Origin of the sequence: Spongiibacter thalassae, from assembly GCF_012272835.1 — a bacterium.
Taxonomy (GTDB): Bacteria; Pseudomonadota; Gammaproteobacteria; order Pseudomonadales; family Spongiibacteraceae; genus Spongiibacter; species Spongiibacter thalassae.
The window spans coordinates 1-22,521 of sequence record NZ_JAAWWK010000007.1 but is presented as its reverse complement, the minus strand read 5'-3'; the positions used below and the strand labels follow the sequence as shown (position 1 = coordinate 22,521).

Genomic DNA, 22,521 nt, shown 5'->3' with positions numbered 1-22,521 from the left:
GATACGGCGACGGTATGCCCCCAAATAATCTTCACCACCACATACTCGACAACCTCAAGACAGCGATCTTGCTGGTCGAGCCCAATTTGACGGTGAGTTACATCAACCCCGCGGCCGAGTCGTTGCTGGCTGTTTCCGACCAACGCATACATGGTGAGGCGATCACCAAGCTGTTCCACGAAGACGAAGACACCCTGGTTAAATTACTCGACGCCATCAACAAGCGCGAGGCCTACACCAAGCGCGAAACCGTGCTGACCTTGCGCTCCGGACGGGAAATCACCGTTGACTACGCCGTGACTCCGGTAATCGAGCACCCGCGCACCTCGTTGATTATTGAACTTCAGCCATTGGATCGTTTGCTGCGCATAAGCCGGGAAGAGGGCCTGCTGTCCTCTCAGCAAAATAGCCAGGCGCTGATTCGCGGTATTGCCCACGAAGTCAAAAACCCTCTGGGCGGTCTGCGCGGCGCCGCACAGCTGCTGGCAAGGGAGCTGGACGAGCCCCGCCTGCACGATTACACCAATATCATCATTGAAGAGGCCGACCGCCTGCGTAACCTGGTCGACAATATGCTCGGCCCCCACAAAGTGCCGGAAAAATGCGCGACCAATATTCACGAGGTACTGGAGCGAGTGCGCCAGCTTATCGACGTTGAATCCCAGGGCCGCCTGCAAATTATTCGCGACTACGACCCCAGCATTCCCGATATCTTTGGCGATCGCGAGCAACTGATTCAGGCGTTTTTGAATATTATGCGCAATGCCCAGCAGGCATTGCTGGAATCCACCCATCACAGCGATCCCATTATTACCCTGCGCAGTCGAACACTGCGCCAGTTCACCATCGGCTCTCACCGCCACCGACTGGTGTGCCGGGTCGACATTATCGACAACGGCCCCGGCATACCCAGCGAACTGCTGCCGTCGATTTTCCTGCCAATGATCAGTGGCCGCGCCGACGGTTCCGGACTGGGCCTGTCTATTGCCCAGTCGATACTCAACCACCACCGTGGCCTTATTGAATGCCAGAGCGAACCCGGGTGCACCCAGTTCTCTCTCTTTATACCCGTGGAGTTAAAGCAATGACGCAAAGCAATGCTGTATGGATTGCAGACGACGACCGATCAATCCGCTGGGTGCTGGAAAAGGCGCTGAATCAGGCGGGCATCGTTACCCGCAGCTTTGAAAACGGCGACGCCTTGCTGGCCCAGCTGGAAACCGGCGTTCCCGATGCGGTCATCAGCGATATTCGCATGCCCGGCATCGACGGCCTTAAGCTGCTGTCGCGGATCACCGAAATCCACCCCGGGCTGCCCGTTATTATCACCACCGCCCACTCCGACCTGGACAGCGCGGTTGCCTCCTACCAGGGGGGTGCCTTTGAGTACCTGCCCAAGCCCTTTGATGTGGACGAGGTATTGGCCACCACCCAGCGCGCCCTCCAGCACGCCAACAAGAACCGCAGTGTCCTGCCCGACGAACCGCCGCTGGAGACCACCGAGATTATCGGCGAAGCCCCTGCGATGCAGGAAGTGTTTCGCGCCATTGGTCGCCTCAGCCAATCCAATATCACCGTATTGATTAACGGCGAATCGGGCACCGGTAAAGAACTCGTCGCCCAGGCCCTTCACCGTCACAGCCCGCGCGCTACCAAGCCCTTTATTGCGCTGAATATGGCTGCCATTCCCAAGGACCTTATGGAGTCAGAACTGTTCGGCCACGAAAAAGGCGCCTTCACCGGGGCCAGCGCCCAGCGCCGCGGCCGCTTTGAGCAGGCAAATGGCGGCACCCTGTTTCTCGATGAAATCGGCGACATGCCCGCCGACACCCAAACCCGCCTGCTGCGGGTATTGGCCGACAGCGAATTCTATCGCGTGGGCGGACACACCCCGGTAAAGGTCGATGTACGGATTATCGCCGCCACCCACCAGAACCTGGAAAAACTGGTGCAGAACAATACCTTCCGCGAGGATTTGTTCCACCGGCTGAACGTCATCCGCATTCATCTGCCCAAGCTGGCCGAGCGCCGGGAGGACATTCCCAAGCTGATGCAGCACTTCTTCACCATGGCGGGCAGTGAATTGAATGTCGAACCCAAGCGCCTGCGCCCGGAAACCGAAGAATTCCTTTGCCAGCTGGACTGGCCCGGCAATGTTCGTCAACTGGAGAATACCTGTCGCTGGCTGACGGTAATGGCTTCCGGCCGGGAAATTCATATCGACGACCTGCCCCCCGAGCTGCTCGAGCGACCACAGGGCGAAGCGGCCCCCGCATCGAACTGGCAGGACAATCTGCGCCGCTGGGCCGATCAGGAGCTGATGCTGGGCAAGGACAAGCTGCTGGATCGCGCCGTGCCCCAGTTTGAGAAAATCATGATCGAAGCCGCCCTTCGCCACACCCACGGTCGCCGTCGGGATGCGTCGAATTTGCTGGGCTGGGGACGCAATACCCTGACCCGGAAAATCAAGGAACTGGGCATGGGCGGTGACGACGAGGATTGAAGGCTAGACGCTAGACGCTAGACGCTAGACGCTAGACGCTAGACGCTAGACGCTAGATTAGCTTTGGGGCTGGCGCTCTTCCTATCAAGCGCGATAACCAAATGACGCGTTGCTTTCGATCTAGCTCGCCCCGCCAAATCCCTGCTGTCGCCACGCTTCGTAACTCACCAGGGCCACGGTGTTCGATAAATTCAGGCTGCGCGCTCCCGTCATCATCGGCACCCGCAGGCATTGCTCAGCGCCTAGTTCATCGCGAATAGACTGGGGCAGGCCCGCAGTCTCCGAACCGAACAGCAACACATCATCCGGCTGGTAGGCCACATCGGCATAGTTCCGATGGCCCTTCGTTGTAAGCGCATAGATGCGGCGCTCACCCATTGCGGCTAAAAAAGCTCCATAGTCAGAGTACCTGCTGACCCTGGCCATATCCGCATAATCCAACCCCGCTCTGCGTAGTTTCTTTTCTTCAAGATCAAAGCCCAGAGGCTCAATCAAGTGCAGGTGACAGCCGTTATTGGCAACCAGGCGAATAATATTGCCGGTGTTGGGTGCAATTTGTGGTTCGTGGAGGGCAATGTGGAACATAGGTGGGTGGGCGACAACCCGCCAAGGCCGGTCGCCGCCACGCTCATAGCAGATTGACAGGTGTCAGTGAGTCGTGGACTCAGCCGCCGCTTTTTCTTCCGCCTGCTTTTGCGCCTGACGGAACAGGGCTTCAAAGTTTACCGGCTGAAGTGCCAGCGCCGGGAAACCGCCTTTGATTGCCAGGGCATCAACCGCTTCGCGCACATAGGGAAACAGCATATTCGGACAGGCGATACCCAGCAGCTGACGCAGCGCCTCACCTTCAATGCCGTCGGCAACGAACAGGCCCGCTTGCTGCACTTCAACCAGGAAGGCCGTCTCGTCTTCTTCCAGCTTGGCCGTCACGGTAACAGTCAATGTCACCTCGTAGGTTTTGTCTGCCACGGCCTGGCTGCGGGTGTTGAGGTCCACATGCATTTTAGGCTTCCAGCTTTTACCAAATACCGCCGGGCTGCTGGGCGACTCAAACGACGAGTCTTTTACATAAATACGTTGCAGGGCGAAGGTCGCAGAGGGTTGTTGGGCCTGCGTTGCGTTCTCTTGTTCAGCCATTGTCGGTTTACGACTCCTGATGTGTTATTGAAATTAATCCGCAGCCAGCAGCTCGTCGAGGCGGCCACTACGCTCCAAGGTATACAATTCATCACAGCCGCCAACATGGGTGTCACCCACCCAGATCTGCGGCACGGTACGGCGGCCTGTGCGCTTGAGCAAATCCTCGCGCAGGTCGTTGCGGCCATCCACCGCGGTTTCGTCGTAGGCAACGCCCTTGCGGTCGAGTAACTGTTTGGCGCGCACACAAAAGGGACAAAACCGTGTGGTGAAGATTTTAACTGCTGCCATAATTCCGGCTCTCCGCCCTAGCCTTTAACCAAGGGCATTTGCATACTTTGCCACTCACTGATGCCGCCCTTCAGGCGATGCACTTTGGCATAGCCCTTACCGGCGAGTTTTTTACCCGCAGCGCTGGAATGTTGCCCGAGTTTGCACACTAACACCAGTGGCTTGTCCTTGTCGGAGGCAACGCGGTCAATCTCTTTGTCCAGCTTGGCAAAGGGCAGATTAACCGAGTCGAGAATGTGCCCCTTGTTGTACTCGGCCTTGTCACGCAGGTCGATAACGGTGGCTTTCTGCTCGTTGAGCAGGCTCACCATCTGCTGGGGCGACAAGGCCGGGCCAGCGCGACGGGATTCGTGGTAACTCAGCAGGATAACGCAGCTCAACAGCGCGCCGACCAGCATCCACTGTTCAACGATAAATAAGATCAACTTTTCCATGAATACTCTCTGGACAGAATCAACACGCGGGCACCGGGCCGGAGACTGCCACCACTTCCCCGCGAAAAGGCCAGAGTATACACCGCTAAACGGGAATTCTCACCACAGGGCACGTGGCTTGGGGCGAGTGGAAAAGTTACAATGGGATTTTCTCGCGCGCCGCAGCAGGCTCAGGCCACTGCGACTCGCCGCCTTCACAGACCAGACAGAAACAGGTTTCAACCATGGTAGATACCCAGTCCAAGGCCCCCGTTGTATTAATTATTCTCGATGGCTTCGGCTATCGCGAGGCTCCGCAGGACAACGCGATATACCATGCCAACACTCCGACCTGGGACGCTCTGTGGCAGCACTCGCCCCACACCCTGATTTCCGGATCCGGCCTTGATGTCGGCCTGCCCGATGGCCAAATGGGCAATTCCGAGGTGGGCCATATGAGCCTCGGCGCCGGACGCATCATCTATCAGAACATTACCCGTATCGACAAAGAGATCGCCGACGGCGACTTTTTCAACAACTCGACCTACGTGGAAAATATCGACAAGGCCGTCGCCGCAGGCAAGGCCGTACACATACTCGGCCTGCTGTCTCCTGGCGGCGTTCACAGCCACGAAAACCATATCCTGGCGATGATCGAGCTGGCCGCCCGCCGCGGCGCGAAAAAGGTCTATGTCCACGCCTTCCTCGACGGCCGCGACACCCCCCCGCGCAGCGCCAAGGCGTCGCTGGAAAAGGTCGATGCCAAGTTTGCCGAACTCGGCTGCGGCCGCACCGCCTCCGTGGTAGGCCGCTACTACGCGATGGACCGGGATAATCGCTGGGATCGAGTCGAAAAAGCCTATCGCCTTCTGACCGAAGCCGAGGCAGAACACTGCTATAACAACGCCACCGCCGCTCTGGAAGCCGCCTACGCCCGGGACGAGAACGACGAGTTTGTCGCCGCCAGCGTCATTCAGGCCGATGGCGAGGACAACGCCGCCATCAGCGACGGCGATACAGTGGTATTTATGAACTTCCGCGCCGATCGCGCCCGTGAAATCACCCGTGCATTCGTCGACAAGGACTTCGACGGTTTTGCCCGCCGCCGCTGCCCGGCCCTTGCCGGGTTCGTGATGACCACAGAGTACGCCAACAGCATCGACGCCCCGGTAGCCTATCCCCCGGAGAAGTTGGTAAACAGCTTCGGCGAATTACTGGAAAAAAGCGGTCGCCGCCAACTGCGCATCGCCGAAACAGAAAAATACGCCCACGTGACCTTTTTCTTCAGCGGAGGTCGCGAGGAGCTATACGACGGCGAGGAGCGCAAATTGATCCCCTCTCCCGATGTGGCGACCTACGACCTCAAGCCGGAAATGAGCGCCCCTGAGGTGACTGAGCAACTGGTAGCGGCGATTCGCAGCGGCCAGTACGACAGCATTATCTGCAACTACGCCAATGGCGACATGGTGGGTCACACCGGCGTCTTTGACGCTGCCGTTAAGGCCGTAGAGGCGCTTGACGACTGCCTGGCCCAGGTAACCGCCGCTGTACGCGAAGTTGGTGGCCACTGCCTGATTACCGCCGACCACGGCAACTGTGAGCAAATGCTCGACTATGACGCCGGGCAAGCCCACACCCAGCACACCACCGAACTGGTGCCACTGGTCTATGTCGGCGACAAACCGGTGAGCCTGAAGGCCAGCGGTGGCCGCCTGGCGGATATCGCTCCCACCATGCTCGCCCTGTTGGACATGGAGCAACCGGCGGAAATGACCGGCATCAACTTGCTAAGCGAGGTCTGAGCCGCGCCGGTTATCGCCAGATTCCGCCTAATCACGCAACAGGAAGTGCCCATTTGCCACACCTTCGCCACACGCTCATCGCCCTGTTGTGCACCGCGCTGAGCGCGGTGGCCTACGCCACCGACGGCGACACAGCGCGACGCCAACTGCAAAGCCTGGACCGGCAAATCAAACAACTGAAGTCTTCCATCGGCGAAACCCGCAGCCAGCGCAGCCGCGCCGCAAAGGAGCTACAGGAGGTCGAACAGGAAATCGGCAAGATTGCCGCCAAACTGCACAAAACCCGGGTTGAGCGGGACCGCCGCCAACAAAAACTGAACTCCCTCGAAAAACGCCAGAGCGAGTTACGCCAGCAACAAAGTGTCCAGCGCGGGCTGATTGCCGAACAAATCCGCCAGTCCTACACTCTCGGCCGCGAGCGGCAACTGAAAATGCTGCTGAATCAGGAAGACCCGCAATCGCTGACACGATTGGTCAGCTACTACGACTATTTCAATAAGGCGCGCAGCGAGCAACTGCGCCGCTACCAGGCTACCCTGACGGAAATCTCCACGCTGATACCGGAAATTACCGCCGAGACCGAGGCCCTCAGTGCCGTGCAGCGTCAATTGACCTCGCAGCATGAACAGCTTTCCGTGCAAAAACAGCGCCGGGCCGTCACCCTCGGCAAACTCGACAACGAGCTCAGCAGCCAGCAAACCGAGCTGATAAAGTTTGATACCGAACGCAAGGATCTGGAAAGCATCCTTGCCGCAGTGGAACGGGAAATAACCAATATCGCGATTCCCGACTCTTACCGACCCTTTACCCAAATGCGCGGTCAAATGCCCTGGCCGGTGGCGGGCAAGCCGCTGAACAGCTTTGGCGCTCGGCGAGCAGGCAGTAATCTGCGCTGGCAGGGAGTGCAAATAGCCGGCAAGGAAGGCGACACCATTCGCAGCATCCACAATGGCCGTGTAGTCTACGCGGACTGGCTGCGCGGTGCAGGTCTGCTGATTATTGTCGATCATGGCAATGACTATTTGAGCCTCTACGCCCACAACCAGAGCCTGTTGCGCCAGGAAGGCGACTGGGTGCAGGGCGGCGAGGCCATTGCCACCCTCGGTAACAGCGGGGGGCAACGGCAGGCGGGACTCTATTTCGAGATCCGCCACAAGGGGCGCCCGACCAACCCCAGCCAATGGTGCAAAAAGTAGCAACGAAACAAGCGGAAACCGCCACCAGCCACCACATATCGGCTTGGTTTCCGGCGACATTCGGCCCAAAAGCCGGATACAATAAATTCTCCGGCCACCAACACAACGGTTGGCCCGATTTATTTCAGGGATATGTAGATGCTGCAAAACCTAACACGCACGCTGTTTGTCAGCCTGATGCTCTGTACCAGCCCGGCGCTATTGGCAGAGACCGAGAGCACTGAGGACACCGCTGCCCGCGAAGCCGCGCTGCCGATACAGGCCCTGCGCAACTTCGCCGATGTATTCAACCAGATTCGCCACAGCTACGTTGAGGAAGTGGACGATGAAGAGCTGCTGAAAAGCGCCATTCGCGGCATGCTTAGCGGCCTCGACCCCCATTCGGATTATCTCGACGCCGACTCTTTCGACAATTTGCAAAGCCACACCACCGGCGAATTTGGCGGATTGGGCATTGAAGTCGGCATGGAAAACGGCTTTGTCAAAGTAGTTGCCCCCATCGACGACACCCCCGCCCAGCGTGCCGGCATCCAACCTGGCGACCTGATTATTCAGATCGACAATCAGCCGGTGAAAGGCATGAGCCTGCAGGAAGCCGTTGCCCTGATGCGCGGCCCAAAAGGCAGCAAAATTACCCTGAATATTCTCCGTGAAGGGGTAAACGCCCCCATCGAAGTGGAATTACGCCGTGACACTATCACCGTGGCCAGCGTGCGCGGCGAAATGCTGCAGCCGGGCTATGGCTACCTGCGCATTTCCCAGTTCCAGAGCCGCACCGGCCAGGATTTGCGCAAGGAGCTGGAAAAGCTCAAGGCAACCCGGGGTGGATTACGCGGTCTGGTGCTCGATCTGCGCAACAACCCCGGCGGCTTGCTACAAGCCTCGGTTCAAGTCGCCGACACCTTCCTCAGCGACGGTTTGATTGTCTACACCGAAGGACGCCTGCCCAACGCCTACAGCCGCTATATGGCCAACAGCGACACCCCTGGCGACAGCACCCCACTGGTGGTACTGATCAATGGCGGCTCTGCCTCGGCCTCGGAAATTGTTGCCGGTGCACTGCAGGATCATCGCCGCGCGATTATTCTCGGCACCCAGAGCTTCGGCAAGGGGTCGGTGCAAACGGTTCTGCCGCTGTCGGAAGACAGTGCCATTAAACTGACCACAGCCCGCTATTACACCCCCAGCGGGCGCTCGATTCAGGCCCAGGGCATTATTCCCGACATCTTTGTGGATCGCGCAAAATTTGAAAGCCTGGCGGGAAACAAACTGGTTACAGAGGCGGATCTGGCCGGGCATTTGGGTCGGGATGACGGCAATGAGAGCAACAGCACGTCCCGCTCTGTACTGGACAGCGAGAGCGCCGAGTTGGCCGCCAACGACAATCAATTGTACGAGGCACTCAATCTGCTGAAGGGCTTGAATATTATGTCTGAGGCGAACCGAGCTTCGGCACAGAAGGCCTTGAGTCGGCTGGATAACAAGGAGTAAGCCTTCGCTTGCAGGGCAAGCTCCCACGACAACCCCCCTGCAGGAGCCAGTCCTGCAGGTGAACAACCGGCGCCTACCCCTCTGCAGGAACCTGCCCCGAAAGAAAGTAATCAGATCCGCAGCAATAGCTGACCCACAGGCTGTGGGAGCTTGTCCTGCAAGCGAACCCAGGCACCCCCGCAATCACCTAAAGGCGTACTTCAATCCCCTTGGACGCCATATAGGCCTTGGCCTCCGGCACGGTATATTCGGCAAAATGGAAGATGCTGGCCGCGAGCACCGCATCGGCCTTTCCTTCAATCACGCCGTCAACCAGGTGGTCCAGGTTGCCCACACCACCCGAGGCAATCACCGGCACCGCAACGGCCTCGGAAATCGCACGGGTCAGCGCCAGGTCATAGCCGGCCTTGGTGCCATCACCATCCATACTGGTCAACAGAACCTCGCCAGCGCCGTAGCTGACCATTTTCCGCGCCCACGCCACCGCGTCGATACCGGTGGGTTTGCGGCCGCCGTGGGTAAAGATTTCCCAGCGAGGGCTGCCATCGGGATTGTTTGGCACTTGCTTGGCATCAATGGCGATCACAATGCACTGGGAGCCAAAGCGCTCAGCGGCTTCGCGCACGAAATCGGGGTTGTGAATGGCGGCGGAGTTAATCCCCACCTTATCCGCCCCGGCATTGAGCATGGTGCGAATATCGGAAATTTCGCGAATACCGCCACCAACGGTCAGGGGGATAAATACCTCCGCGGCAATCTGCTCTACGGTTTGCACCGTGGTTGCCCGGCCCTCGTGGGTCGCGGTGATATCGAGAAAGGTGATTTCGTCGGCACCCTGGTCGTTATAGCGCTTGGCGATTTCCACCGGGTCACCGGCGTCGCGGATACCGACAAAGTTGACCCCTTTGACCACGCGCCCCTTATCAACATCCAGACAGGGGATAATGCGTTTTGCTAATGCCATGTTTGATTCCTACTTGGCGTTGTCGCAGAACTGCTGGGCTTCCGCCAGATCAAGCTCACCTTCATAGATGGCCCGCCCGGTGATCGCGCCGAGAATACCGGCATCGGCGACGGCCTGTAATTGGCGAATATCATCCATATTAGTCACCCCACCCGAGGCGATGACCTTCAGCCCGGAGGCCTGAGCCATTGCCACAGTAGCCTCGATATTCACCCCCTGCATCATGCCGTCGCGGCTGATATCGGTGTAAACGATTGACGATACGCCGTCCTGCTCAAAACGCTTGGCCAGCTCCGTTGCCTGAATATTGGACACTTCTGCCCAGCCATCGGTGGCCACCAGACCATTTTTGGCGTCCAGGCCAACAATCACCGCGCCGGGAAAGGCTTTGCAGGCCTCGGTAACAAAGGCAGGCTCCTTGACGGCCTTGGTGCCGATAATGACGTAATTCACCCCGGCATCGAGATAGCGCTCAATGGTGTCGAGGGAGCGAATACCGCCACCGATCTGGATTGGCAAATCGGGGTAGGCCCTGGCAATTGCCATGACCGCCTCACCGTTGACCGGCTTGCCATCAAAGGCACCGTTCAAATCGACCAGATGCAGGCGCCGCGCGCCCTGATCTACCCAACGAGCGGCCATTTCCACCGGGTCGCTGCCATAGACAGTGGCATCGTCCATTTCGCCCTGACGCAGGCGCACACAGTGGCCGTCTTTAAGATCTATCGCGGGAATAACTAGCATAATTTACAACCTGACAATGCTTAGGATACGGGCCGGAAAACGGCCTGACCGCCATCCCAGCGCAAAAAATTACTCAGCAAACGCAAACCGGCGTCGCCGCTCTTTTCGGGGTGAAACTGCACTGCAAACACATTTTCGCAATGCAGCGCGGCGTGAATCTCAACGCCGTACTCCGCGGTGGCCGCAACGAACTCCGGCGCGTCAATGTAATAGCTGTGTACAAAATAGAATCGGCTGTTATCGGCTATACCCTCCCACAGGGGGTGCTCATAGCTCTGCTTGACGGTATTCCAGCCCATATGGGGAACCTTGAGCCGCTCGCCGCCCCCATCGCGCAAATCCGCGCCAAAGAACTTAACCTGGCCCGGCAACACATCGAGACAGGCAACGCCGCCATTTTCCTCGCTGCTTTCCATCAACGCCTGCATACCCACGCAAATACCCAGCATAGGTTTGGTCGCAGACACTTCCTGCACCAGCTCGTCGAGCCCCCGCGCCTTTAGCTCTGCCATGCAGTCGCGAATGGCACCTACTCCGGGAAAAATCACCCGATCAGCCGCCAGTATGGTGTCGGGGTCATCGGTCACCTGCACCGTCACGCCGTCGCCCACCTTGTGCAGAGCGCTGGCCACCGAGTGCAAATTTCCCATACCGTAATCAATTACGGCCACTGTTGATTTAGTCATAAGCCGATGTGCCTTACAGGCAGCCCTTGGTAGAAGGAGTGATACCAGCCATGCGTTCGTCTACGGTCAACGCCATGCGCAGGGCGCGGCCAAAGGCCTTGAACACCGTCTCGGCCTGATGGTGGGTGTTGGTGCCGCGCAGATTATCAATGTGCAGGGTCACTTTGGCGTGATTGACGAAACCGTGGAAAAATTCCGAGAACAGGTCTACATCAAAGCCACCCACACTGGCGCGGGTATAAGGCACGTGATATTCCATGCCAGCGCGGCCGGAAAAGTCGATGACCACTCGGGACAGGGCCTCATCCAGAGGCACGTAGGCATGGCCATAGCGGTTTATCCCCTTTTTGTCGCCCACCGCCTCGGCGAAGGCCTGCCCCATGGTAATACCGATGTCTTCCACGGTGTGGTGATCGTCGATATGCAGATCGCCCTTGGCCTGGACCACCAGGTCGATCATCCCGTGACGGGCGATCTGATCCATCATGTGGTCGAGAAAGGGCACCCCGGTGTCAAACTCGGATTGCCCCGTCCCATCCAGATTAACCGTGACGGTGATCTGTGTTTCGAGAGTATTGCGGCTGATTGTTGCTTTGCGCTCGTTCATCGACGTCCCAACAGTATTTTGCGTACAATAGACCATTATAAAAAATCCCGACCCGTAATACAGCCAGCAGAGTGCGGATAAATGCCCGTATACGCCGAATACATCCGCGAACCGGAACCCCAGGACCGCTCAGACCTTGAGCTGCTCTACCCCGGTGACAGCGAAAGACTCATCAATAATGCCGCGAAGAGTAAAATTCATCTCGTCGCAGGCCGCTTTAATGGTCGCCTTATTGCCGCCATGACCCTCACCCCCATCCATGGCGGTGACTATCAGGTGGCGCAACTGACCGTCCGCGACATTACCCGCCGCCGGGGTGTCGCCCGTCAGCTGCTGATTCAGTGCCTTAAAGACCTGCCCGACGATCTGACCAGCCTTTGCGCCGACCTTCGAACGGCCCCGGAACTGTCCAGCCTGTTTAACGAGCTTGGTTTCACAGCTAGTGGCAGCACCTGGCAGTGGCAGCGCCCCACGCGTGAGTGACCCGGGCAGTACTGACTTCAGTGCGCGACTACTGAACTGGTTCGATCACCACGGCCGCAAGGATCTGCCGTGGCAGCATGACACCAGTCCCTATCGGGTCTGGGTGTCAGAAATTATGCTGCAGCAGACCCAGGTAGCCACCGTTATTCCCTACTACCAGCGGTTTATGACGCGCTTTCCCACTGTTGCCGACCTCGCCAGCGCACCCGCAGACGAGGTCATGGCATTGTGGACCGGCCTCGGCTACTACGCCCGTGCCCGTAACCTGCACAAAGCCGCACAGCGGGTCGTCGCTGACTTTGCCGGTGAGTTTCCCCGCAGCGTGGAGGAATTGCAGTCTTTACCCGGTATAGGCCGTTCCACCGCAGGTGCGATTCACAGTATCGCCTGTGCGGGCCGCGCGCCCATACTCGACGGCAATGTAAAAAGGGTACTCAGCCGCCATCACGCCATTGAGGGCTGGCCCGGCAAACGGGAAGTGGAAGACCGCCTTTGGCAGATTGCCGAACACTACACCCCGCATCAGCGGGTGGCCGACTATACCCAGGCTATCATGGACCTCGGCGCCAGCCTGTGTAGCCGCTCTCGCCCCCGGTGTGACGCCTGCCCCGTCAACGCCGACTGCAAAGCCTTGTCACTCGGCCGCCAAGGCGAATTTCCCGGCAAAAAACCGCGCAAAACCCTGCCGGTAAAATATTGCCATATGCTCCTCATCGAAAACCCCCGAGGCGAAATCCTGCTGGAAAAACGCCCCGACAGCGGCATTTGGGGCGGACTGTGGAGCCTGCCCGAGCTGGAAGACGAGGGCGATATCGACGATTTCCTGTTCGGTAAATTCAGCGTCACTGGCGCCCCCCAAGCGCTGACACCACTCCGCCACACGTTCAGCCACTACCATCTGGACATTCAGCCCCAACACATTCACCTACCCCGCGAACCGGGACATATCATGGAAGACGGCCGCTGGCTCTGGTATAACGGAGCACCGGGACAGCAGCTCGGCCTACCCGCGCCGGTGAAAAAGCTGCTAGACAGCCTCCTGCAACACGACCTATTTACGGAACCCCAGTAATGACTCGCACCGTATTCTGCAAAAAATACCAACAGGAACTCGAAGGTCTCGACAAGGCCCCCTACCCAGGCCCCAAAGGCCAGGACATCTACAACAACGTCTCGAAAAAAGCGTGGGAGGAGTGGATGGCCCACCAGACCATGCTCATCAACGAAAAGCACCTGAGCATGATGGACCCGGCGTCGCGCAAATTCCTCCAGGGCGAAATGGATAAATTCCTTTCCGGCGAAGATTTCGAGCAAGCGGAAGGCTACGTTCCACCCAGCGAATAAGTCTTTGTTTTTAGGCTTGACTCCGGCAATCGGAACAGGTTTAATACGCGCCTTCTGTGATGCACATCAGCTGCAACACATATGCCCGGATAGCTCAGTCGGTAGAGCAGAGGATTGAAAATCCTCGTGTCGGTGGTTCGATTCCGCCTCCGGGCACCACTTTTTTTAAGCAATATCCCCAACCCCATAATCGGGGGATGACACTCACTAAACCCTGTTGATAATCCCGTCCCATCCACACTGGGCCAGCACTCTCATTCTGTAGTTCTCAAAGTTTCTGAAACCATACGCCCGCCGTGAGAAATTCACCGCCTCCGGATCGCTATCTTTCCGACTACACCTCTTCTTCATAATGTGCTTTATTCTAAATAGTGCAACCATAACAATGGCGGGCAAGAGGTCTTGGCTAATGGCGGAAAAAGTTGGCGTATTTCTACCCACGTACAACAGGCCAGACTTACTCCGCGCGTGCCTTTTACAGTGGATCGTACAAAGTCGCTGCCCGGATTTCGTCGTAATTCATCAGAACGGTTCCTCCGAAAGCTACGAGTGGTGCATTAGCGACCTGAAGTCGTTTCTGCCCTGCGAGTGGATATTCAGCCCGCAAACTCTGCCGGCGGTAGAGTGGTACCGTCGCCCGTTGCAGCGCCTTATCGAAGCGGGTTGTACCCATTTTTTCTGGGCCGACCATGACGACATTTACCTGACCCATCACGTTGAGGCGCGACTGAACGAGCTCGATTACTGCGACTTCTCAATTTCTGACAAGAACAGCATATTATTTCATCAAGCGGGGCAATACCGCTTTCAGCCACTTGTTCACTTTACCTCACACCCCGCAGGCGGAATGAGTTCCAGCATGGCGTTTACGCGCCCCTTTGCCGAAGCGCTTCACCAAGCTTTTCTCGACACCCCCGATGCCAGTTACGCCGACCACGTTGTGTTGGCAGTAACTCGCCAGGGCTTTGACTGCCGTCAAAGCGATAAACGCACCGCCATTTATGTCTCCCACGACGGGAGCTTTAGCTCTCATATCTGGCTGGAAGACGTCTTCTCTGACACCCCACCCTAGAACCAGGCAGGTCCTCTTCCATGCACTCAGAATCAATGTTCAATATGCAGGCGTTTTACTCACGCTTCCTGCAACCTCATCTGGACCAGATCACTGCCCCCGCGACAGTGGTGGATATCGGTGCAAAGAACGTGAATGGCAGCTACCGGGAGGTATTCGATCAGGAGAAGTTTCACTATATCGGCGTAGACCTGGAGCCTGGCAAGGGCGTCGATATTGTCACCGACAATCCCTATCACTACCCTGTTCCCGACAACTGCGCCGACATCGTGCTATCCGGCCAAATGCTGGAGCACTGCGAGTTTTTCTGGCTGGCCTTTCAAGAAATGGTTCGCATCGCCAAGCCTGGCGCTTATATCGTCGTCATCGTGCCCTCAACCGGATTTATCCATCGCTTTCCCGTCGATTGCTATCGCTTCTTGCCCGACGCGATGCCCGCACTGGCCCGTTTCGGCAACTGCCGACTGATAGATTCATGGCTGGACGAAGACTCGGAATGGGGGGATTTGACGGGGGTGTTTCTGAAGCCCCCGCTCGCCCCAAAGAACACAGAGCCGCAACACAATACCCACCCGCTACAGCACCGCGGTCGACATTACCTCGAATTTCTTCAGGGTGACTTACGCGCCCGGCAGTCTGATGCGCACCTGGAAATCGGCACTCGCGATGGCAGTTCGATTGCCGCTCTGGACTGCCCCGTTATCGCCATCGACCCCAACCTTGTGGTCAATGGAAATGTGATCGGTAACAAACCCCAGTGCCTGTTTTTTCAGATGACCAGCGACGACTTTTTTAACCGTTATCGCCCCGACGCACTATTTGGCAAGCCCATTGATAGCGCCTTTCTCGATGGCATGCATCTCTTCGAATTCCTGCTGAGGGATTTTATCAATACCGAGAAGCACTGCGACAAGGAGGCTGTGATTTATATGCATGACTGCCTGCCGGTCACGACGGAGATGACGAATCGCGATGAGCGATCCGTCCCCAACACCGGCCCATTTGCCCACTGGTGGACCGGCGACGTATGGAAAGTACTGCCAATACTGAAGGAATACCGGCCTGATCTCGAGATCACTTGCTATGACTGCCCTCCCACCGGGCTGGTCAAGGTGTCTTCGCTCGACCCTCACAACACGGCGTTGCAGCACCATTACGAGAACATAGTGGCTTGCTACCGCGACATGACTCTGTGCCAAAGCGAGCTGGAGGCCTATCTTGCCGACTGTGCAATACAGCCCTCAATCGACCCTAAGCCAATCGCCTAGATCCAGAACTCAATGCGAAACCAGTGGATAATTTTGCGAAATACCAGCTCCAGGTAGCTGTATTGATTACCCTTGATGCGGGCGATGCCATTCATTCCCGTTTTCAGCAGGCCTTCCGGGTCTTCCATCGAGGCCTCCACTTCAATTGCCGGTACGACCAGACTATCGATCGTCGCCGATTGAACCGTAGTGGAAATATGCTCAATACGGCCATTAAACTGCTTACCCGGATAGCCATACACTTTTAGCCGAACCGGCTGCCCAATGGCAATTTCAGCAATATCCCGCTCCTTGATCTGAATACGCGCTTTGAAAGCACCGGAGTGCTCGATTTCCAGCACCGCACTGCCCTGGGCGGTATACTTTCCGATCAGGTTTTCCGGCTCCCGCGTGACCACGACGCCGGAAATCGGCGCGAACACTTCGGTATTGCGCAAATCCTGCTTTAACTTTTCCAGACCTGCCTCAAGACTGAGAATCGCCGCCCGTTTGGCCTCAATTTCTTCCGTGGGCGTGCCCGCTCGCAACAGCGCCAGCTCATCCCGCGACACCGCCACTCGCTTGATGGCGCTCTCCCAGTTGTGTTTTGCCTGTAGAATTGTGGTTCTGGCAACACTGTCGGGCAGCCGCAGCAGACGCTCATAGGCGTCTTTATAGTAGGTGACATCGGCACGCAAAATACTCAGCTCACCCCGCTTGGCGGCGATCACTTCGGGGCGGGTGCCGTTTTCCAGTAATATCAGTTCCTTGCGGGCACTAAGCAAGCTGGCTTCTGCCGATTTAATTTCCGCCAGCAGGCTTTCGTCGTCGATTTTCAACAACGGATCACCTTCCGCTACCACGCTCCCTTCACGCACATATATTTCACGAATCAAGCCATGGATAGAGGGTTCTATAGACTGCGCCGCCACCGGTTTCAACTGCGCCTGCCCGCTGACTTCGATGGTGCCCTCGACAAAGTACGACGCGACTAACGCGACCAGTACGAGCACCAACAACAACTTGCCCGTATGCCGCCGTTCTGGTGGCGTGGTATTACCGTCCCGCTCGCTACCCGCCGTTTGCGGTGCAGACTCTGTTGACGCTCCCGGTACGACACTGTCTTCTGCCTGCTCCCGCGCCACAGGTGCTGTTGCCTGAGCTTCCGTCGCGTTATCGGTGCCGGTCTCACCCTGCTTCGCCAATGTCATCCCCGCCCATATACCTTTAAAAGTTGGCCCCAGTAATAGCCAGAACACGTAAGCCACCGGCAGTAGAAAAACCGCCCCCAGTTCCTCGACCGCAACACCCGACAGCAATAGCACAACATTGCCGAGTATAAATATCGTGAACAAAATTACGGCGCAGCCGTAAATCAGAAATATGCGCTTCTCTCTCGGGCTTACTCTGGGCAATTGCCCCGCACTGCCGCCGAAGAAGGTACCCAGATAGATTGAAGTATAGGCCATGGATTTACTGCGCAGATTGGGGATCTCCAGCGCATCACTGATCAGATAGTATCCATCAAACTTCAATAGGGGGTTCGCGCTCAGCAACATCCCCATAGCCGATGAAATCATCACACCCAGACAAATCTGATGAATCAGGGCATCAGTTTCCGTAACCAGCCACAACAGGGTGGCTGCGCTCCACAGAAAGCTTTCAAATATCACGCCTGCGGCGGTCACCCATATACGCTGCCGCTTGTTTTCAAACAACCAGGCATCGCTGACATCGGTGTAAAAACAGGGGAAGGTCAGCAGTATCAACAGCGCCCCCATGGAAGGTACTCGACCACCAAAGTGCTTGCAGGTCAGTCCATGAGCGATTTCGTGCAGCGCGGTGACCACCGCTGCGGCAAAGTAAAGGCTGATAAAGCCGGACACGGAGCCAAGCGACGACAGCTCGAATATAAACCTGTCGGTGTGGCTGAGAATAATCCCCACACTCACCACAAACGCCACGGCAACCAGGATCAGAAAGCCCGGCGTAAAGAGAAACCTCAGTCGCGGTTCCAGATAATCCAGCATCCGGTCAGGGTTGAAAACGTGTTTGTTAATGTAGAACGCGTTCTTCAGACTACTGCTTAGTGGCTTCTGCTTTTTAGTCTGGGTGGCAGCTCCAGGGACCACCAAACAATGGGACTTATTCAGAATTTTTACAAATTCCCACAGAGGCCGAGCTGCAATCTCCAGCCCTAACTCCTGTTCACAGGCCGCCATCAACGCACTGATGTTTCGCGAGCCATCCATCAGGCAAATAATGCGGTATTCATCTTCACCCAATTGGAAGTACTGTTCTGTATCCGGCACCTTGATGGTGTATCGCTGCTGCCCCGCGGTATCGGTACGAGCAATAATCAGGTCACTGCGCAGACGCGGCGTAGTTAATGCCAGTCTGAGCGCGGCAGCGGCTTCTTCCTGTGCGCCTTGCGTCTCCGCCACAGAGCCAGCCACTGTCATTATTCACGCCCCTCCGGAAAACCCCATTTTTCCGCCAGATAATGCTGGTTCTGCTTCAGCCGCTGCTGAGGGTCCTCCTGCACCTGCGCCAGCGTTGAACCCACCCGATGGACAACAGAAGATCCAGGGCAAAGGGTGAGGCTGTAACCGGCCAGACGGGCCCGGTGGCAATAGTCATCGTCTTCGCAGTAGCCCCAGCCAAAATTTTCATCCAATTCGCCCACCGTTTGCAAAACCTGCTGAGGCATCAGCACGCAGAAAAAGGCCAGCATATTTCTGAAGTGCCGCAAGGAGGGTTGTTCAGGTATATCAATCACTTGGCCAGACCATTGCGCTTGCAGCCATTCCGCGCACTTTGCATTGTCCTCAGCGACGTGCTCCGGAATACCCAGCCAGGGGTGCAGACGAGTGTCCTGCCAGCCGATCGAATTGATACAGACCGGGCCCGCGATGCCCGGCTTGTCGTCAACCGCCAGCTTCAGGTCGACATCCCAGTCCTTATTGACCGTGACGTCATTGTTTAGAATTACCCCGTAATCGCCACGAATCTGTGCCAAGCCGTGGTTCACCGCCCGTGCAAAGCCCAACGGGTGATCGTATCGCTGGGCAGTGACGGCAAAACCCTTGATGGCTGCGGCCACCTGTTGATACTGTTCGTCTGTGGACCCGTTATCGATCCAGACAATATCAAAATCGCTTTGCGTATTGGTCTCAAGAGAGCGCAGGCACTCGCACGTCAGCTCAGCGTTATTCCAGGTTGGGATAATAATCGACAGACTCATTGCCCCTCCGACCCGCTTTCAGCAAAGTAGTTTTCCAGATTTCGTGCCTTGATAAAGGCGTTGTTCAAATCAAGGAAATATTCTGCATCGTGCTGACTGTGTTCATGTATATAGGCACGCAGATTGTTAACGAAACCTTGTTCTTTTCTCAACGTCGCTATTGCCTGACGATAATCGGGCAGCCCACTGAGTTTTTCCATCAACGCCTGACACTGCTCCTCGGAAAACAAGGTCACCGCGAGCACAATCTTGTTGTAGAGGTAGTAACTGAACGCCGACTGCCAGGGACGAAGTTCAACGGAGCGGTAGATATGGCCGATCACCACGTCACTGATCAAGCGGCAACGGCCACCCATAAGCCAGGCCTTCATTCCTGCATAGGCCTCCTCCCCCCCGTATTGACGAAGACCGACATAGCCGCCGATTTCCTGAAAAAAGGCGACACTGAACGCGTAGGTCGCGCCCAGGGGAAGTGGAATCATTGGGTAGCGGGTATGGGTAAGTGGTGAGGTATTCCACTCAGCGAGGAGTAAGCGCTCTGCTGGTGCGTCGTCCAGTCGCAGATAGGCCCCATGGCCCTCTGCACCCGAGGCAGGCTGAGCTTCAATATCCAGTGGCCGACTAACACAGCAATACAGCGCGCGGGGGTCAAACTTAATCGCGTTGACTACCTGCAAATGCCAGTCATTGTGGTAGCAGCGCATATGGGCATCAAGGAAGATCACATAGGGGGTGGTGGCCGCGTCCGCACCCTGATTACGATTGGCTGCCGGGCCTCGCGAAACGGTGTGTTCGTCATAACGACAACCAAACTGCTGTGCCAAGGCGACATAGTCATAATTATCGTCAGAGGCGTCGTTAATCAAGTGAATATCGACGCCACTACCCGCTGTAGCCCGAAGGCTCACCAGCGTGTCGCGCAGCATCTCCGCTTCATTCTTGAAGGTAATTACCACAGTCAGCTCTGGGCAGGCCACACACCTTCTCCTTGGGTCGTCCTGACAAAGTAAAGGCCACCGAAGTGGCCTTTGCTCGCATCACTGCGATCTTTCAACAATTGCCTTATCAACAACCGTCCCCCATTTACGCTACTAGTAGGGTGGCGGCGGCGACATTGTAGGCGCAGGTGTAATTGGCTCCGGCGGTGACGTATAAGGGCTCGGAGGCGACATGGTCGGCGGAGATGTCGGCAAATCTGTTGGCGGATCTGTCGGAATATCGTCATCCCCACCATCGCCCGCGTCAGCAAACTTGAAGAAAGCAGCATTTTCGTTAGCGTTGTCCAGATTTTTGCCGTTACCTTTACCCGGAAAGGCTCCTCCCGCCCACACCGGAGCAGGGGCAAGACGCTTTTCCAGATCCTCAAGGGATAAGCGTTCGACCTTTTTTGGCGGTCGTTTATGGTCAGTCATCTATCGTTCTCCTCACTGAATACGCCGCAAGGCGTCTGAGATCACCCGATTTACCGACTCAGTGCCGCCAACCAGGAGCTTTTACTTATTCCAGTTTTCTACGCCATAATCAGTTTGTCTTTGGCTTTAAACACTTCAAGTGACGAAGCGCCCAATTGATCCCGCCTCTGCAACACGACTTCAGTCGTGTGGAGTGCATCCAGCACATCAGAAGGATAGGACAACGTCCTTTCCATTATTTTCACCGTAGCAAATGCATGTCTGGCCTGATATTTCGCCAGTTCAATGGCCTCGTACTTCTCCTGCAGTAACCGCAAATAACCCTCAAGGTTAGTCCAGAAATCACCTTGTAGCAGGCACCGGGTACTCAATGTCAGCACAGCATCATGGCTGCAGTGCTCGATTAACTGGTCTACGACGTTATGTTGTGAGTTAACGTGAATCGCTGTGACATTGGAATAAGGGATTTCCTTTACCAGGGACGCTATACCTGAGGAAGATGCCGCATAGAACACCACGACCTTCTCTGCTCTCACGCTAAGTTCATCAATGCATCTGGTCGCGTACCAATCCGGTTTTTCCAATTTAATCAACGCCGTAACGGGGTAGCGCACGGGGGCCTTTTCAATTGCATTCTGAGCATTACCCTCCAGAATTTCCCTCGCGGGCAAGCCACTGTCTGAGAACGGTTCCGGGGCCAGCCGTGTGCGATGAGCATCGTGCCGACATTCCCCGTCCGGATACAGGCCGCGATAGTACAGTTTCTGCCATTTCTGCTTCTTCGCCTTCGTGCACCCCTTTGCTAATCTTGAGTTGAACTCTGCTCGTGAGGCTGACCACTGATCAAAATCTGACTTGCACTTTGGATCCTCCACCGCCAGATCCGCAAAACGCACCTGAAATCGATTAACAAATGCCGCTGGAATCGGGGACAATTGAGCAAAGGGCTCGCCCTTACAAAATCTGACCCGACAAGACCGGGTGAAACGGTAGTTCATTGTCGTTGTATAAGGTGACCAGTCGCTTTCAATAATGCCGCCTAACGCCTGAATACCATCGCGGAAATAATTAATGGGCCCCCCGATTTGCAGGTGAACATTGTCAGAGGTACGAAATAAATAGCCCACCTGAAATGTCAGCACGCCCTCTCCGAAGTGGCTCTGCGCGATACATTTGCCATCGCCGTGGGGGTAGACGGATATATCATCCAGCCCCCTCCCTCCGCCATAGACGACGTCGAAGCCTCCGGGTAACAATAGCTCCCATCCGTTGTTGTTCGCGATATTGAGCGGCAGACACCTAACCGCGTAGGAGTCAGCAGTATCGAGTTGCCATTGGCGTACCCGCTGCGCTGGCCTAATTTCTGGCAGCGCGTCTTTTTCAGCTACAGGATAGGCTGTAAGTGCGTTTTCGGGAGTATCGGTCACGGCGAATCTCTGTCACGGTTATTTAATTATTATAGACAGCGTCCCGGCCTTTTACTTACTGGAACGACCTTGGAAGCTGATTACCGACACGTCATTCATCCGCGCGCGGCTGGGCCACATTGCCCGCTGCGCCTCACCCGTTGCCCAACTTTTTAGATACCACAACGTAAAATGCCCCAACCGAACTCGGCTGGGGCATTCAGTGTGGCCCACGAAGTGCTTTAGCTGCGTAGGTCAGGGCCGGCCCCGCGAAGCGCTGTGGGTCTCGCCTCGCTGAAGCTACCACAGAACCATAAAAAAACCCGAGACTCAAACGAATCTCGGGTTTTTAATTAAAGCCTGGCGACAGCGTGGCCCGCGAGCGTTAGCGAGTGCTTTGGCCATGACCGTTGGGCATAGCCAGTTGCCCAACTATTTAGATTCCACAAAGTAAAATGCCCCAACCGAACTCGGCTGGG

23 protein-coding genes and 1 tRNA gene are annotated in these 22,521 nt (G+C 56.5%); 11 read left to right on the top strand and 13 right to left on the bottom strand.

Features of this window, described 5'->3' with window-relative positions:
• The first annotated feature begins 14 nt into the window (after window positions 1-14).
• Window positions 15-1,088 (top strand): nitrogen regulation protein NR(II), encoded by a 1,074-nt coding sequence (gene glnL, locus HCU74_RS17570; protein ID WP_168451744.1) that lies wholly within the window; start codon window positions 15-17, stop codon window positions 1,086-1,088.
• Window positions 1,085-2,503, top strand: a complete 1,419-nt coding sequence (gene ntrC, locus HCU74_RS17565; protein ID WP_168451743.1) for a nitrogen regulation protein NR(I) — start codon at window positions 1,085-1,087, stop codon at window positions 2,501-2,503. The genes glnL and ntrC overlap by 4 nt, the downstream gene beginning before the upstream one ends.
• Window positions 2,504-2,623: 120 nt before the next feature.
• Here ntrC and HCU74_RS17560 read toward each other — a convergent pair whose 3' ends face one another.
• From HCU74_RS17560 to HCU74_RS17545, 4 genes are all read right to left on the bottom strand, one after another.
• Window positions 2,624-3,088, bottom strand: a complete 465-nt coding sequence (locus tag HCU74_RS17560) for a tRNA (cytidine(34)-2'-O)-methyltransferase (RefSeq protein WP_168451742.1) — start codon at window positions 3,086-3,088, stop codon at window positions 2,624-2,626.
• Window positions 3,089-3,151: 63 nt separating this feature from the next.
• Complete coding sequence (secB, locus tag HCU74_RS17555; RefSeq protein ID WP_168451741.1) at window positions 3,152-3,640, bottom strand: protein-export chaperone SecB; 489 nt, start codon at window positions 3,638-3,640, stop codon at window positions 3,152-3,154.
• A 33-nt stretch (window positions 3,641-3,673) separates the two neighbouring features.
• Window positions 3,674-3,931 carry a glutaredoxin 3 gene (gene grxC, locus HCU74_RS17550; RefSeq protein ID WP_168451740.1) on the bottom strand — a complete coding sequence of 86 codons (258 nt, stop codon included), beginning with the start codon at window positions 3,929-3,931 and terminating at the stop codon, window positions 3,674-3,676.
• Between the two features lie 17 nt (window positions 3,932-3,948).
• Window positions 3,949-4,365, bottom strand: a complete 417-nt coding sequence (locus tag HCU74_RS17545) for a rhodanese-like domain-containing protein (protein WP_168451739.1) — start codon at window positions 4,363-4,365, stop codon at window positions 3,949-3,951.
• A 224-nt stretch (window positions 4,366-4,589) separates the two neighbouring features.
• On the opposite strand from HCU74_RS17545, the gene gpmM reads away from it, so the two are divergent.
• From gpmM to HCU74_RS17530, 3 genes are all read left to right on the top strand, one after another.
• Window positions 4,590-6,146 (top strand): 2,3-bisphosphoglycerate-independent phosphoglycerate mutase, encoded by a 1,557-nt coding sequence (gpmM, locus tag HCU74_RS17540; RefSeq protein WP_168451738.1) that lies wholly within the window; start codon window positions 4,590-4,592, stop codon window positions 6,144-6,146.
• 53 nt (window positions 6,147-6,199) lie between these two features.
• Window positions 6,200-7,342 (top strand): murein hydrolase activator EnvC family protein, encoded by a 1,143-nt coding sequence (locus HCU74_RS17535; protein WP_168451737.1) that lies wholly within the window; start codon window positions 6,200-6,202, stop codon window positions 7,340-7,342.
• Between the two features lie 138 nt (window positions 7,343-7,480).
• Window positions 7,481-8,833, top strand: coding sequence for a S41 family peptidase (locus HCU74_RS17530; RefSeq protein WP_168451736.1), 1,353 nt, complete (start codon window positions 7,481-7,483; stop codon window positions 8,831-8,833).
• 187 nt (window positions 8,834-9,020) lie between these two features.
• On the opposite strand, the gene hisF is transcribed toward HCU74_RS17530, so the two are convergent.
• The 4 genes from hisF to hisB are packed head-to-tail and all read right to left on the bottom strand — an operon-like array spanning window position 9,021 to window position 11,834.
• Window positions 9,021-9,797, bottom strand: coding sequence for an imidazole glycerol phosphate synthase subunit HisF (gene hisF / locus HCU74_RS17525; RefSeq protein ID WP_168451735.1), 777 nt, complete (start codon window positions 9,795-9,797; stop codon window positions 9,021-9,023).
• Between the two features lie 9 nt (window positions 9,798-9,806).
• Entirely contained in the window at window positions 9,807-10,541 is a 735-nt protein-coding gene (hisA, locus tag HCU74_RS17520) for a 1-(5-phosphoribosyl)-5-[(5-phosphoribosylamino)methylideneamino]imidazole-4-carboxamide isomerase (protein ID WP_168451734.1), read from the bottom strand.
• Between the two features lie 20 nt (window positions 10,542-10,561).
• Window positions 10,562-11,227 carry an imidazole glycerol phosphate synthase subunit HisH gene (gene hisH / locus HCU74_RS17515; protein WP_168451733.1) on the bottom strand — a complete coding sequence of 222 codons (666 nt, stop codon included), beginning with the start codon at window positions 11,225-11,227 and terminating at the stop codon, window positions 10,562-10,564.
• Window positions 11,228-11,240: 13 nt separating this feature from the next.
• Complete coding sequence (gene hisB, locus HCU74_RS17510; RefSeq protein ID WP_168451732.1) at window positions 11,241-11,834, bottom strand: imidazoleglycerol-phosphate dehydratase HisB; 594 nt, start codon at window positions 11,832-11,834, stop codon at window positions 11,241-11,243.
• Between the two features lie 81 nt (window positions 11,835-11,915).
• Here hisB and HCU74_RS17505 point away from each other — a divergent pair, with 81 nt between their 5' ends.
• The 6 genes from HCU74_RS17505 (at window position 11,916) to HCU74_RS17480 (ending at window position 16,001) form a co-directional block, all read left to right on the top strand.
• The gene (locus tag HCU74_RS17505; RefSeq protein ID WP_168451731.1) at window positions 11,916-12,317 is read left to right on the top strand and encodes an acetyl-CoA sensor PanZ family protein; all 402 of its coding nucleotides are present in this window, start codon (window positions 11,916-11,918) and stop codon (window positions 12,315-12,317) included.
• Window positions 12,310-13,389: an A/G-specific adenine glycosylase gene (mutY, locus tag HCU74_RS17500; protein WP_168451730.1), complete on the top strand. Its 1,080-nt coding sequence runs from the start codon at window positions 12,310-12,312 to the stop codon at window positions 13,387-13,389. The genes HCU74_RS17505 and mutY overlap by 8 nt, the downstream gene beginning before the upstream one ends.
• Window positions 13,389-13,661, top strand: coding sequence for an oxidative damage protection protein (locus HCU74_RS17495; protein ID WP_168451729.1), 273 nt, complete (start codon window positions 13,389-13,391; stop codon window positions 13,659-13,661). The genes mutY and HCU74_RS17495 overlap by 1 nt, the downstream gene beginning before the upstream one ends.
• Window positions 13,662-13,744: 83 nt before the next feature.
• A tRNA-Phe gene (locus HCU74_RS17490) sits at window positions 13,745-13,820 on the top strand.
• A gap of 250 nt (window positions 13,821-14,070) precedes the next feature.
• On the top strand, window positions 14,071-14,733 hold the full coding sequence (locus tag HCU74_RS17485) for a glycosyltransferase family protein (protein WP_168451728.1): 663 nt from the start codon (window positions 14,071-14,073) through the stop codon (window positions 14,731-14,733).
• Window positions 14,734-14,753: 20 nt separating this feature from the next.
• Window positions 14,754-16,001 carry a class I SAM-dependent methyltransferase gene (locus HCU74_RS17480; RefSeq protein WP_168451727.1) on the top strand — a complete coding sequence of 416 codons (1,248 nt, stop codon included), beginning with the start codon at window positions 14,754-14,756 and terminating at the stop codon, window positions 15,999-16,001.
• On the opposite strand, the gene HCU74_RS17475 is transcribed toward HCU74_RS17480, so the two are convergent.
• From HCU74_RS17475 to HCU74_RS17455, 5 genes are all read right to left on the bottom strand, one after another.
• The gene (locus tag HCU74_RS17475) at window positions 15,998-18,442 is read right to left on the bottom strand and encodes an efflux RND transporter periplasmic adaptor subunit (protein WP_168451726.1); all 2,445 of its coding nucleotides are present in this window, start codon (window positions 18,440-18,442) and stop codon (window positions 15,998-16,000) included. The two genes, HCU74_RS17480 and HCU74_RS17475, sit on opposite strands and share 4 nt — an antisense overlap.
• Window positions 18,442-19,224: a glycosyltransferase family 2 protein gene (locus HCU74_RS17470; protein WP_168451725.1), complete on the bottom strand. Its 783-nt coding sequence runs from the start codon at window positions 19,222-19,224 to the stop codon at window positions 18,442-18,444. The genes HCU74_RS17475 and HCU74_RS17470 overlap by 1 nt, the downstream gene beginning before the upstream one ends.
• Entirely contained in the window at window positions 19,221-20,201 is a 981-nt protein-coding gene (locus HCU74_RS17465; protein WP_168451724.1) for a glycosyltransferase, read from the bottom strand. Before HCU74_RS17465 ends, HCU74_RS17470 begins: the two co-directional genes overlap by 4 nt.
• Window positions 20,202-20,315: 114 nt before the next feature.
• Window positions 20,316-20,636, bottom strand: coding sequence for a hypothetical protein (locus HCU74_RS17460; protein ID WP_168451723.1), 321 nt, complete (start codon window positions 20,634-20,636; stop codon window positions 20,316-20,318).
• Between the two features lie 98 nt (window positions 20,637-20,734).
• Entirely contained in the window at window positions 20,735-22,063 is a 1,329-nt protein-coding gene (locus HCU74_RS17455; RefSeq protein ID WP_168451722.1) for a DUF6065 family protein, read from the bottom strand.
• Window positions 22,064-22,521: the final 458 nt, after the last annotated feature.